This is a genomic window from Streptomyces sp. SID13666, from assembly GCF_010548325.1.
Classification (GTDB): Bacteria; Actinomycetota; Actinomycetes; order Streptomycetales; family Streptomycetaceae; genus Actinacidiphila; species Actinacidiphila fildesensis.
This window is the reverse complement of record NZ_JAAGLX010000022.1, coordinates 1-12,297: the sequence shown is the minus strand read 5'-3', so window position 1 is coordinate 12,297 and position 12,297 is coordinate 1. Positions and strand designations below refer to the sequence as shown.

Below are 12,297 nucleotides of genomic sequence, written 5' to 3'. Positions count from 1 at the left end.
AGTCCTTCCGGAGGAACGGACAGATCACCCGACTCGCATCTGTGGCGCCAAGGCCGAGTCGTACATCGCTCCGGACAACGACACCCCGATCCGCCGCACCGACCGCGCGGGCCGGCGCTGCCACTGGATCCTGGAGATCCATCTGATCGACGAGCAGCACGGTTTCGGCGGTTTCTACGAGCAGCTGCTCGACCTGGCGTGACGCCGGTGGTCCTCCCTCATGCGCCGGTCGATGCGTCGTGGCTCGTGCGGTGCAGGCGCAGCGGAATCGGGGTGGGGCGCAGGGCCAGGCCGGGGACCGGGCGGACAGGGGAGCCGGGCAGGGGGTTCAGGTGCCACCGGTCGATGACGGTTGCCAGGGTGAGGGTGGCCTCGGTGAGTCCGAAGTCGTTGCCGATGCACTGCCGGGCGCCGGCGGAGAAGGGGATGTACGCCCCGCGCGGCAACCGGCTCGCGGGGGTGGTGAGCCAGCGGTCGGGGTCGAACCGCTCGGGGTCGGGGAACAGTCCTCCCTGACGGTGCATCTGATAGGGGCTGAAGATCACCGTGGTACCCCTGGGAAGGACCGTGTCGCCGAGTCGGCTGTCCTGAGTCACCTTGCGGGTGAAGATCCAGCCGGGCGGGTACAGACGCAGCGCCTCGGAGATGACACGGCCGGTCAGCTCCAGCCGCGGCAGGTCGTGCCACTCGGCTGCCCTGCCGCGCAGCACGGTGTGGACCTCGGCGCGTACGCGCTCCTGGATCCCGGGGTTGCCGGCCAGGAGGTGGCAGGCCCAGGCCATGGTCGATCCGGTGGTGTCGATGCCCGCCATGAGGAAGGACATGACCTGGTCATGGATCTCGGACGGGGCCAGGCCGTCCGTGCCCTCGCCGTCCGAGCCGTCCCGGTCCCCGTCCGAGCCGTCCCCGTCCCTGGCCTCCAACAGCAGGGACAGCATGTCCTCGTGGCGCTGGCCGCGTCGGCGGTAGTCGCTGATGATCCCGTCGATCGTCGCGTTCAGTGTGGCCTGGGCCCGCGCGCAGCGCCGGCTCCACGGGGCCAGCTGCCTGCCGAGCGGCGCGAACATGTTCCAGAACCCGGCTTTGACGATGATGTCGATGCACCGCACCATCTCCGCGATCGCCGCTTCGTCCGGCCCGGCGGCGAACAGCGTCGCGGTGGCCACCCGCGCCGAGTTCGCGTGCATGCACGAGAAGGCGTCGATGGTCTGCCCGTCCGTCCATGAGCGGGTCATGGTGTCGATGTGCCCGGTCATCGTCGCGGCGTAGGCCGGCAGGCGATCGCGCCGGAAGGCGGGCTGCAGCAGGCGTCGCTGGCGCCGATGGGCCTGGTGGGGACAGGTCACCAGGCCCTCTCCCAGAGTGCGCTTGCTCTGCTCGTAGATCGGTCCGGCCTTGTCGAAGGTCCGGTCGTCCATCAGCACCCGGTGCACCAGGTCCGGATGGCACACGACCAGGCCGTGCCACGGACCGATGCCGATGCGGACCAGGTCCGCGTGGGCGGACAGCGAGGTCAGGAACGCCAGCGGATCCTTCATGATGCGCGGCGCGTGGCCCAGGAGCCACCACCTGCCGGGCGCCGTGCCCGTCGTGTAGGCCTTCGCCTCCTGGTGCCCGCCGTGTGCCGCGCCGGTCACGCGAGCACGCGGCGGGCCGGAGCCGGCGACATTGCCGTCCGCGGTGCCGCGTGCTCGGCACTGCGGGTCCGGGGGGCGGTGCGGTGGTGCTGGGACATACGGTTCCTCGCGGCGGGAGCCTTCGGACCGACTGCGGATCGGTCGGACGAGGTGAGAACTCTCCAAGGAAACCGAAGTTACGTCGCCGGGCCGCAGAGCACTCGAAGGAGGAGGAACCCCTGACGGTTCACATCACGAGGGGCAGCAACGGTCCGTCGGCCTTGGTGAGTTCGCGTAGCCGTGGGATGTCCCGCCAGGAGAGGCCGAGAACGCGCGCCGCGTACCGGAAGGTGACGCAGCCGGCTCCCGGTGCGGACTGCCAGAGCGTGTACAGGACTTGGTCCCTGCTGGTGGGTACGGGGACCGCTCGCGAGGCGGGCGCGGTGGCCGAAAGGCGTTCGGCAGCCTCGCGTTCGCGGGCCAGTTCCGAGAAGCCGCACGTCCGCAGAGCGAGGCGTTCCGCGTCCTCCAGGCTTCCTGGCTGTTCCTGGTACAGGGCACGGGCCAGCGGGTTGTGGGCGAGCGCCTGGTCCAGGGTGAGATGGTGGACCTGCCCGCTCGCCGGGGTGAGCCGGACCTCGTCGCCCACCGTCCGTACCGTGCCGCGCCGGCCGGTGGCCGCCGCGGCGAACAGGGCGGAGGCTTCCGAGGGATGCCAGGCGAGTGCCGCTGCCGCGGCCCGGACGTCCTGGTCCGTCGGCGTCAGGTGTCCGCCGGTGAGCCGAGGGAGGAGAACCCCTTCCGGGATCTCACCGTCCAGGCCGGGACCCGCGACATGGACGCTCGCCGTGACCCCGGCGGTGGCGCAGGCGGCCAGCGTCAGTGCGTCGGGAAGCGGGCTCTGCAGGGTGGGTTCGTCGCCGTGGGTGAGGATGTCGCCTCCGATGTCCACGATCCTGACCTGCCCGCAGCCGGAGGCGTCGGCCGCACGGCGGATCTGCCGGGCGAGTCCCGGCACCCCCTGGTACGGATCGAGCAGGAGGAGCGACGGACCGAGGCTCTCCGACAGGCGCGGCAGGGTGGAGCCGGCCGGTGGAACGGCGGTCGTCCGCCCGGTGAACCGGTGTCCGCCGGCGCTCCCTCTCCACCCGGTGAAGGCGGCCGGCCCCAGCGGGCCGGGCGTGGGGTCGACCTCGAGCCGTTCCCATGCGTAGGTCGCGATGACCGCGTGCGGGTCGCGGGAGGTGGCGGCGTGCACGATGGCGGTGCCGACGGGATCTCCGCCGCCTCCCGCGGCGATCAGCAGGTCGCTCAAGCGGACTTCTCCCGCTGCTCGTTCTTCTCCTGCAGGTTCTCCTGCGGGTTCTCCTGCGGGTTCTCCTGCGTGGTGACGCCGGTGATCCGCACGGGAGTGCCCATGTTCCTCTTCGCGCGGCTGTTCCTGTCGTGGAGGTTCTCGTAGTGCTCGCGGTCGAGTTCGATGACCCGGTCGGAGAAGAACGACCACGACAGGATGTCGCGGTACTTGAACCCCTTGGGCGTGAGCTGGATCCTGCGCGGTCCGACACGGTGGATCAGCCCGTTGGCCTCCGCCGCCTCCAGGACGGGGTCGATGCGGTCGCGCAGCCCGGCGAGCCCGATGGCGTCCAACTCGCCCAGATCCAGGTCGAAGCTGTCCAGGACCAGGCGCTTGCGGACGATCTCCTCCGGGGTCAGCGCGAACCCGGTGGTCGGCACCAGGGAATGGTTCCTGGCCTGCGTGATGTAGTCGGCGACCTCACTCATCGACGGCTTGACCGAACCGGTCATGTAGTCGAGCACGCCGGTGTAGGAGCGGGCTCCCACCCCGAGCCCGAGCAGCGGCACCCCGTGGAACGTCAGCACCTTCTGCACATAGCCGCCCCGGCCCGGTGTCTTGTACCGGACGGAGCCTTCCTGCACATAGCCGTGCTCGGTGAAGACCTCGCGGGCGTAGTCGTAGCGGTCGTACAGTTCCGGCTTCCACATGTACTGGTACGCACCGGTCCTCGAGAACCAGGCGTCGGGCCGCACCGTGAGGAAGTAGGTGCTGATCGTGGTGGGCGCCAGCGCCGCGAGCTCGTCGACCGAGTGCCGCCAGCTCTCGTCGGTCTGTCCGGCGAACCCCATGATGAGGTCCGTGGACAGGTCCGGCAGCCCCTTGTCCTGGACGATCCGGATCGCCTCGCGGATCACGTCCTGCCCGGCCTGGCCGCGCCCGGCCTCGCGGATCTCCTGGGGCACCAGCGACTGGATGCCGATGTTCGCCCGGGTCAGCCCGAGGCGTATCAGCCCCTCGAAGCCGTCCGGGTCGGCGACGATCGAGTCCGGCGTGGCCTCGACGGCGACCTCTTCGACGGTGCTGCGCCAGTTGGGGTAGATCTCGGCGATCGTGGCGAATATCTGCTCGAAGTGCCGCAGGGACAGCAGCGCCGGGGTGCCGCCGCCGATGTAGACGGTCCGCAGGCGGCGCGCCTGGATGATCTCGGCGTGGTCACGGATCTGGGTGCACAGCGCGTCGGTATAGGCGTCGTAGAGGTCCTGATCGGTGGAGATAACCGTGTAGAGATTGCAGAAGCCGCATTTGTAGCGGCAGAAGGGCACGTGCAGGTACAGATTGAGCTCGGGTACCTGATATTTCGTCAGATCCTGTGCCCACAGTTCCTGTAGATCCCACTGGCCGGGAGCCAGCGGGCGATAGGTGGACCGCGGCGGATAGGAGTAGTTGTAGGGCGGAATCACACCTTGGGCTATGCAGTCGGCGAGCTGGTCGGTCGGATTGCTCACGGATTCCCTCTCCTGGGCGTGAGGTCATCGAAGTTGACCTTGTGCGCTCCACTCCACCTCACCGGCGACCGGTTCCTCCATAGGCGGCATGGCCCAACTTGGCCTGCCCTACTGGCGAGTTGTTCATAGGTATCTCCAACAACCCCGGTCGGACGAGCACGATCTTTCGGACGACGTCCCGATGGACCGCCGGACCGCATCCCGGTTTTAGTGGTCCAATGCACCGCACCTGGGGGAACGCCACAGCAAAGATCTTCGTCGTCGAGCCGCTCGGCAGTTCCGGCCGCTTTCTCACCGCGGCCGCCCGGGACCTCGGCGCGGTCGTCCACGCGGGTACGCACAAGGACATCTACGACAGCTACCCGGCCGGTCTGCGCGCGGAGCTCGCGGGTGTCTGCCGCACCGATCTCGCCGACCCCGACCGCGCCCTGGACGAGATGGAGGCCTACTGCCGGGCCGAGGGCGTCGACGCGGTGGCCGCCTGCTGGGAGTTGCTCACTCCGCTCGCCACCCGGCTCGCGCACCGCCTCGGCCTCCCCGGCAACGACCCCGACCGGGCCGAGGCATCCCGGAACAAGATCGCCATGGCCGCCGCGCTGGAACACGCCGGCGTCTCCGTTCCCCGCACCGTCGTCGCCGGGACCGGCGACGAGGCACTCGACCTCATCGGCGCCGCGGATCTCGCCTTCCCTCTGGTGATCAAACCGGCCGAGCAGGGCGGTTCCTGGGGCGTGAGCGTCGTCGGGGGTCCTGACGAGGTCCGGGCGGCCGTCGACGCCGCCCAGCAGTACACCGTCGCGGCCCCGCACGGCCTGTCGCTCGACCCCCGCGTCATCGTCCAGGAGTACGTCGACGGCCCCGAGTACAGCGCCGACACGGTCGTCCAGGACGGCCGGCCGTTCCCGTTGCCGGTGGTCCGCAAGCACACCACCGTGGACGCGTATCGGATCGAGATCGGGCACACCTGCCCCGCACCGCTCCCCCACGCCGCCGCGCACGAGATTCAGGCCGTCGCCGCCCGCGCCGCGCTCGCGGTGGGGATACGCGACGGCGTCGCCCACACCGAACTGAAGCTTCCCCCCGGGAGCGGCCGCCCCGTCGTCATCGAGACGGGGGCACGGCTGCCCGGCGGGAACATCTGCGAAGTGGTGGAGCACGCCACCGGCATCAGCGAGGCCCGGGCCTATCTGCGCGTGGTCCTCGGCCAGGCCCCGGAGACGACGGCCCTGCGGGATGCCGCCTGCGCGATCCGTTTCCTCGTCCCGCCCCGAGCGGGCATCCTGCGCACCCTGCGCACCGCCGATCTCCCAGGTGTGTACAGCGAGTTCACCGTACGACCCGGCGATCCGCTGCGCGCCCCGGTCGACAACTCCTGCCGGATCGGCCATGTCATCGCGACAGCCCCGAACCCCGCCCAGGCCGAACTGCTGGCCGACCGGGCGATATCCCAGACGACTATCGAGGTGGCCTGACCCATGCACAAGATCGCGTTCCTGCGCTCCGTCGACATCCAGCGCGCCGACCCCTACATCCAGCAGGCCGTCCGCGAACTGACCGCCGACGGCATCGAATCCCGGCTGTTCCGCACCCACGGCACGTGCGGCCCGGCCGACTTCCCCGCCGGGGGTGAGCACCTCGACCCCGCGGTGACACCCCTGGAACTGGCCGACGCCGTGAGCGCGTGGGGAGCGGACGCCGCCGTCTCCGTCTCGCTGCCCTGCGAGAACGCATTGCGCGACGCGACCGCCAAAGCACTCCTGGACGCACGCGGCATCCCCACCGTGATGACACCGCTGGCCGCCACCTGGCTGCTCTGCGACAAGTGGGAGACGAAGCAGGCCCTCATCGCCGCAGGACTCGAGGTCGCCCGAGGGATCCGGGCGGACAGCGATCTGACGGCCGGGCGCGGTCTGCCCGTGCCCGCCTACCGTCAGAGCCTGCTCGTCGCCGCCGGTGAGATCGGCTACCCGCTGCTCTCCAAACCGCTGTGGGACTCCACCAGCATGGGCATCCGCTTCCTTCCGGACCGCGCCGCGCTCGACGCCTATCTCGCCGACCCGCCCCCGGTCAGCGCCGTGCTGGAGGAGTGTCTGACCGGCGAGCTGTGCTCCGTCGACATCGTCGGCGCGCCCGGGAACTACAGCGTCCTGCCGTTGTGCTGGACCGGACAGGCGGGCGGCGGGGCCGCGTTCACCTTCGCCGACCTGCGCTGGTGCGGACCGCGCCCGCAGGCGGACGCCGACTTCGCCCCGGTCGCCGAGCGTCTCGTCGGGCTGTGCGAGAGCCTCGGCGTGTACGGCTCGGTCAACGTCGACATGATCCACGTCAACGGCCGCTACGTCGTCCTGGAGATCAATCCGCGCATCGGCGGAGCCACCACCTTGTCCTGCGCCGCCTCCGGCACCAACACCTTCGCGACGCTCGCCGACATGGCACGCGGCCGGTACCCGGACGCCGCGCGACCCGACACCCGGCGCAAGCGCTGGGCGATCGAGTTCCTGGCCGACCGGCCCGTCGGACAGGCGGCGGACGAACTCCGCGACCGCCTCGGCCTGGTCACCGCGCACGAGTTGGTCATCGACGGCACCAGCCACGGCGACATCGTCACCTTCACCTGCGAGGAAGGTGACGAGCAGCGCGCCGTCAAGGAACTCGACACGATCAACTCCCACTCGGGCATCCTCGCCCCCGTCATGATGGACAAGGTCCGCGCTCTGCTGTGCGGCCCGTGACCGGAGCGACCGGCCGCCGTGCCCGCCGCCGCCGGGCCGCCCGGATCGCCGGTGTCGCCGGTCTGCCCGAGCTGCGCGGACGAGGGCGGTTCGTCGTCGCCCACGTCATCGACTCCATCGGCAACGGGCTGCTGCTGCCGCTGGGGCTGCTGTTCTTCATCACCGTCCGGCACATCCCGGCCGCGACGGCGGGCGCGGCGGCGAGCACGGGCCAGTTGGCCGCCCTCCCGCTCACCGCCCTCGCGGGCCGGATCATGGACCGGGCCGGACCGAAGCACCTCGCCGTCGCCTCCAATCTGGTCTGCGCGGCGGGCTTCGGCGGCTTTCTCGTCGCGGAACGGCCGTGGCAGATCGCGGCCGCGTACTTCACGGTCCAGGCGGGCATCAACGGCTACTACACCAGCCAGCGGTCGCTGACCCTGCTGGTGGCGGCGGGGGACGAACCGCGTACCTGGTTCGCGTTCACCTCCTCGCTGCGCAACACGGGTCTCGCCGCCGGAGCCGCGATCGCCGCCGCGGCCCTCGCCCTGTGGGGCACCGGAGCACTGACCGCTCTGGTGGTCGCCGACGCGGCGAGTTACTGCCTCGCCGCCACCTTGTTCGCGACCCTCAATGTGGCGTCCGGACGCCCCAACGCACCTCCTGGACGCACGACATGGTCCATCGACCGCCGTTACCTGGCCCTGGTCCTGTTCAACCTGCCCTATGTGTTCGCCCAGGCGATCCTGTCGGTCCTGCTCGCGCTCTACGCCACGAGCGCTCTGCGGCTGTCCGCCTGGTCCGCCAGCGTGCTGCTGCTCGTCAACACCGTGGCCGTCGCCCTCACCGCGACAGCGGTGACCGCACACCTGGCCCCGCGCGCCGCCCGGCACGCGGTCTCCGTCGCCTACGCCGTGCTCGCCCTGTCGATGGCCGCGTTCGCCGCACCGGCCCTGCCGGGCCTGCGCCCACTGGCCTGGCCCGCGCTGGCGGTCGGCATCGTGCTGTTCACCGTCGGGGAGATCCTCTGCTCACCGGCCATGGCGGAACTGTCCACCACGCTCGGTCCGGCGGCCGCCCGGGGATCCCACCAGGCGCTGTTCCAGATGTCGTGGTCCGTGGGCGGCGCGGCGGCGCCCGTGCTCTTCACCGTGCTGCTGCACCGTTCGTCGCTGTTGCCGTGGGCCTTCGAGGCGATCCTCTGCGTCCTCGCCGCCCTGGCCGTCCTCCCGTTGGTCCCCTCGGGGTCAGCGTTCCCGTCCAGCCGCCCCCGTCGAAAGCGCAATCGGTGAACCTCGAGACCGTCCCCACGCTGACCGCCGTCCCCGCCGCCGAGTGGGACCACCTCGCCCGTGACACGAGCTTGTACCTCTCCCACCGCTGGCTGGCGGGCGAGGAGACCGACCCCAGCGCGACCTGCACCTACCTCCTCGTCCGGGACCCGCACGGCCGGCTGACCGCCGCCGCCCCCCTGTACCTGGTGCACGACGAGCCCAATACCAACTACCGGCCGGAGCACCATCTGGACGTGGGGCAGGACGAAGCTCCGCGCGTCATCGCCGGAGCCAGACGCGGGTACCACAACGCCCCTTTGCTGGCCCCCGGGTTGGACGGCCGGCAACGTGCCGACTGCCTGACGATGCTGCGCGACGCCGCACGTGAGCACGCCGCCCGGTACAGCACCTGGCACTGGTGGCCCTACCTCACCGACCGGGCCGCCACGGAACTCGGCGATTCCTATGGCACGGCGCCGCGCCGGATCGAGGACGACGCCACCATCTCGCTGCCCGGCACGGGCTTCGACGACTACCTCGCCGCGCTCCCGGCCAAGCGGCGCAGCGGCATCCGCGGCGAACGCCGCGCGTTCGACGCCCGGGCCCTGACCGTGCGCACCGAACCGCTCGCGAACTGCGTGGACGACGCCGGACGGCTGCTGGCGATCCTGCAGCGCCGCCACGGCCATGTCACCGACACCGCGGCCATGACCGGCGTCATGCGCCGCCAGGCCCAGGCCATGGGCGAGGACGCCCAGGTCACCGCAGCCTACGACGGCCCCGCCATGGTCGGCTTCTCTCTCGTCTACCACTTCGGGAACACCGCGTGGCTGCGGGCCGTCGGCCATGATCCCGAGCACACCGGGGACGCGTTCGAGTACTTCAACCTCGCCTACTACCTGCCGATCGAGGACGCGTACCGGCACGGCTGCACACATCTCCACGCCGGGATGAAGTCCCTGGCCGCCAAGCGCGCCCGTGGAGCACACACGTCGCCGCTGTGGGCGCTGGCCGACCCGCCACGCTGACCGGGCGATCCAGGGAGGCGGCTGTCCGTACGGAAGGACCTCTGCCGGACCGTCGCGCGACGGTCCGGCAGAGGGGCAGTGAGGGCCTGAGTGATCAGACGCGGTCGGCGGCGATGAGGAGGTACTGGAAACTGCCGTCCTTGTAGGCGGTGAGGAACGGGTCCTCGATACCGGTGACCAGCGACGACTTGGCGCGCAGCTCCCAGTACGGGATCGTCGCGGCGGTGAGGTCCACGACGCTGATCGGGACGAGGCGGTTGGCCGCCATCTCCTTGAAGTACGTGCTGCGGGGGTGGATGTCGCAGATGTAGTGCGCGTTGATCTGACTCACCGCCCGGGAGGGCAGTCCATAGGTGTCGTTGTAGCAGCCGGTGATGGTGACGTACCGCCCGCCGCGTGCCAGCAGCCGGGAGTGCTCGGCGAACAGCTGCGCCAGATCGACGTACATGGTGCTCTCGTTGTTCCAGATCCCGCGGAACGTACCCGAGTCGAAGCCGGTGCTCAGCATGTTCTTGAGGTGGAACCGCACCTTGTCGTCCACACCCCGCTTGACGGCCTGGTCGTTGGCGAAGTCGACCTGGGACTGGGAGATGGACACCCCGTCGACGGAGCACCCGAACCGCTGGTTCGCGACGATGCTGCCCCCGCCGCGGCCCGATCCGGCGTCCAGCAGCCGGTCCTCGGGACCGATCGCGCCGAACTGGTCGAGCAGGAACTCGGTCTGGTTGCACTCCAGTCGGTGGAGTTCCTTGGTGACCAGGTTCTCGCGCATGTCCTCCGACGCGTCGAGGACCGACCAGTCGACGTCACCGATCCCGTAGTGGTGGTGATAGATGCCGTCCACGTCGCCCAGGCGCAGGTTGACCGGGTTCTTCTCAGCGTTCCAGTAGGCGGCGACGGACCGCTGGTAAGGGCTGGTGTTGAGGAGAGGGGCGGGGGCGGTGATGTGGTCGATGGTCATGTGCGGGCTTGCTCCTTTGATCGTCAGGTCACTTCAGGGGCTGAGCTCAAGGTCTGGGCTCAGCGGCTCGGCTCAGGGGCCGGGCAGGCTGGGCAGGACGCATGCGGGAGTGCGGCGTCGTTCGTCGGGGCGGGTTCCGCTCTCAGGGCGAGGTGGCATACCGGCCGCCGACGTGGCCGGCGTGCCATTCGTGGTTGCCGCCCATCCAGTTCGAGAGCCCGGCCACGTACCGGGCGGCGACCGGATGAGCCGTGAGCGCGGCGGCCTCGGTCTCGAACGCGCGCACCAGCTCGTTGTGCACTTCGATGGCCTTCGTGAAGGCGTCCTCGATCGCGCAGTCCTCCTCCTCCGCGATGACGGTCGGCAGGCTGTAGTGGAAGCGGCCCGACGCCTGTTCCTTGCGCAGGGAGTACAGGTCGTTGAGGACCGTGGACGCGGTGGAGGCGAGCGCGGTCGCGCGCTGCACGGACGGCAGGGCGAACAGTTCCGCGGGCAGTTCGTAACCGCCGATCGCGTCCGTGATCGCCAGGCACGGGCGGAAGGAGTTGAGCTGGCGCTGCACCAGGTACTCCCATACCCGGGGGGTGCGTTCCTCCTGGACGCAGGCGGCTTCGGCCTCGTAGCCGAGGTACAGGCTGGCGATCTCATGGCGGTACCGGTGGGACTGTGCGGGGGTGGCGAGCTGGGTGAAGGACTCCATCGCCGAGTGCATGGCGCGCAGCGCCGGATGCGCGGCCAGGGCCGCCCGCCAGTCGGCGTCGTAGGGGGCGGGCATGTGGCTGGGGTCGATCGCGGACTGGGCGACCGCGAGACGGGCGCCGAGGCCGTCGGGTGTGCCGCCCAACTCGGGTTCGCAGAAGTAGTCGTCCACCGCGTTCTCGCCGGCCAGGAGCTTGGCGGCGGTCAGAAGGTGGCCGGTGGTGGGGGCGTCGGGGTGGCACAGCACGACGGAACGGCCCGGGTCGAACTGCAGCAGACCGGCGCGCAGGTCCGGAGACCGGAACAGGTCCACGTCGTCGGCCCATTGGAGAAGTTGCTCATTGATCAGGTCGGCGAGCGTTCGGTCGTCGCGGACCGCGGGCGGGCAGTGCAGGCCCTCGATCCGCGCAGGTGCAGGTGCCGACGTAGGCGTTGGGGCCGGGGCGAGTGCGGGTGGCTGTGCCGTCGCAGGTGCCGGGTGGGCCGGCGCCGTTGCCGGTGGCTGTGCCGGGCGGGCCGGGGGGTGGGGCGGACGTGCGAAGCGGCTGGCGGCGCTTCCCAGACCGGTCGGCCCGGCGAGGACTCGTTCCAGCGCTTCGGCCGGGGGCTGACCCCGGCCGGTGGTGGTCATTGCGTGGCTCTCCCTGCCTGACGTGGCGATAGGTTCGATGCCGTTCACGCGCCACGCCGGAATCCTTCGCGGTAACCCAATGAATAAGTTGATTCTGAGCCATGTGGGCGCAGCGCCTGGGCTGAATCATTACCGTCATGGCTGCATCTGACACTCACTCGATCGAGTGATAGCGCGGCGGAGGAAGATCAGCAATACTTCAACCGGCGAGTTCCCCTGCAATCACGAGAGTTGGGCCGAAGACGGCACCAGGTCGGCCGCCGGCCCCGGCGACAGGAATTCCTCCGAGTCACCACGGCATACGCATTCAGGAACTGACGCCGTACTTCGTGTGGGAAAAGCAATCCACGGACATAAAAGAACGCCACGGCAAAGGACTCCATCCATGTCGATCGAAGCCCGTCCGGAATCCGCGCCCGCTCAGGGAAACAGCCCGTCCCATACGAGCCTTGATACGGCTGCTGCCCGGAATCTGGCGACCACCACCAAGTCCGCACCTCAGATGGCGGGAATCTCCTCCCGCTGGCTGCTGCGCATGCTGCCCTGGGTAGAAGTCACGGCCGGCACCTACC

At 70.1% G+C, this 12,297-nt stretch carries 9 protein-coding genes and 2 pseudogenes; 6 read left to right on the top strand and 5 right to left on the bottom strand.

Annotated elements, in window-relative coordinates; translation table 11 throughout:
• Positions 1–43: 43 nt before the first annotated feature.
• Positions 44–202: pseudogene (locus G3I60_RS45695) on the top strand (aminopeptidase); the annotation flags it as partial.
• 16 nt (positions 203–218) lie between these two features.
• Here G3I60_RS45695 and G3I60_RS25345 read toward each other — a convergent pair.
• From G3I60_RS25345 to G3I60_RS25335, 3 genes are all read right to left on the bottom strand, one after another.
• Positions 219–1,637 (bottom strand): cytochrome P450, encoded by a 1,419-nt coding sequence (locus tag G3I60_RS25345; RefSeq protein WP_164296904.1) that lies wholly within the window; start codon positions 1,635–1,637, stop codon positions 219–221.
• Positions 1,638–1,863: 226 nt separating this feature from the next.
• The gene (locus G3I60_RS25340; protein ID WP_164296902.1) at positions 1,864–2,931 is read right to left on the bottom strand and encodes a DUF1152 domain-containing protein; all 1,068 of its coding nucleotides are present in this window, start codon (positions 2,929–2,931) and stop codon (positions 1,864–1,866) included.
• Entirely contained in the window at positions 2,928–4,421 is a 1,494-nt protein-coding gene (locus G3I60_RS25335) for a radical SAM protein (RefSeq protein ID WP_164296900.1), read from the bottom strand. The genes G3I60_RS25340 and G3I60_RS25335 overlap by 4 nt, the downstream gene beginning before the upstream one ends.
• A gap of 218 nt (positions 4,422–4,639) precedes the next feature.
• Between G3I60_RS25335 and G3I60_RS25330 the strand changes: the two genes are divergently transcribed.
• Genes G3I60_RS25330 through G3I60_RS45685 form a run of 4 tightly spaced genes read left to right on the top strand, consistent with a single transcriptional unit; the run spans position 4,640 to position 9,434 of the window.
• Positions 4,640–5,893, top strand: coding sequence for an ATP-grasp domain-containing protein (locus G3I60_RS25330; RefSeq protein WP_164607749.1), 1,254 nt, complete (start codon positions 4,640–4,642; stop codon positions 5,891–5,893).
• Positions 5,894–5,896: 3 nt separating this feature from the next.
• Positions 5,897–7,153, top strand: coding sequence for an acetyl-CoA carboxylase biotin carboxylase subunit family protein (locus G3I60_RS25325; RefSeq protein WP_164296896.1), 1,257 nt, complete (start codon positions 5,897–5,899; stop codon positions 7,151–7,153).
• The gene (locus G3I60_RS45690) at positions 7,150–8,424 is read left to right on the top strand and encodes an MFS transporter (protein ID WP_164607747.1); all 1,275 of its coding nucleotides are present in this window, start codon (positions 7,150–7,152) and stop codon (positions 8,422–8,424) included. Before G3I60_RS25325 ends, G3I60_RS45690 begins: the two co-directional genes overlap by 4 nt.
• Positions 8,421–9,434 (top strand): GNAT family N-acetyltransferase, encoded by a 1,014-nt coding sequence (locus G3I60_RS45685; protein ID WP_164296892.1) that lies wholly within the window; start codon positions 8,421–8,423, stop codon positions 9,432–9,434. The genes G3I60_RS45690 and G3I60_RS45685 overlap by 4 nt, the downstream gene beginning before the upstream one ends.
• A gap of 94 nt (positions 9,435–9,528) precedes the next feature.
• Here G3I60_RS45685 and G3I60_RS25310 read toward each other — a convergent pair whose 3' ends face one another.
• A complete protein-coding gene (locus G3I60_RS25310; protein WP_164296890.1) occupies positions 9,529–10,395 on the bottom strand; it encodes a geranyl diphosphate 2-C-methyltransferase in 867 nt (288 codons plus the stop codon).
• 142 nt (positions 10,396–10,537) lie between these two features.
• A complete protein-coding gene (locus G3I60_RS25305) occupies positions 10,538–11,725 on the bottom strand; it encodes a family 2 encapsulin nanocompartment cargo protein terpene cyclase (RefSeq protein WP_164296888.1) in 1,188 nt (395 codons plus the stop codon).
• A 385-nt stretch (positions 11,726–12,110) separates the two neighbouring features.
• Here G3I60_RS25305 and G3I60_RS25300 point away from each other — a divergent pair.
• Positions 12,111–12,297, top strand: a pseudogene (locus tag G3I60_RS25300) (Crp/Fnr family transcriptional regulator); the annotation flags it as partial.

Coding starts and splice junctions, on each gene's coding strand:
- G3I60_RS25305 (WP_164296888.1), bottom strand. CDS start 11,725: ATGACCACCACCGGCCGGGGTCAGCCCCCGGCCGAAGCGCTGGAACGA.
- G3I60_RS25330 (WP_164607749.1), top strand. CDS start 4,640: ATGCACCGCACCTGGGGGAACGCCACAGCAAAGATCTTCGTCGTCGAG.
- G3I60_RS25310 (WP_164296890.1), bottom strand. CDS start 10,395: ATGACCATCGACCACATCACCGCCCCCGCCCCTCTCCTCAACACCAGC.
- G3I60_RS25325 (WP_164296896.1), top strand. CDS start 5,897: ATGCACAAGATCGCGTTCCTGCGCTCCGTCGACATCCAGCGCGCCGAC.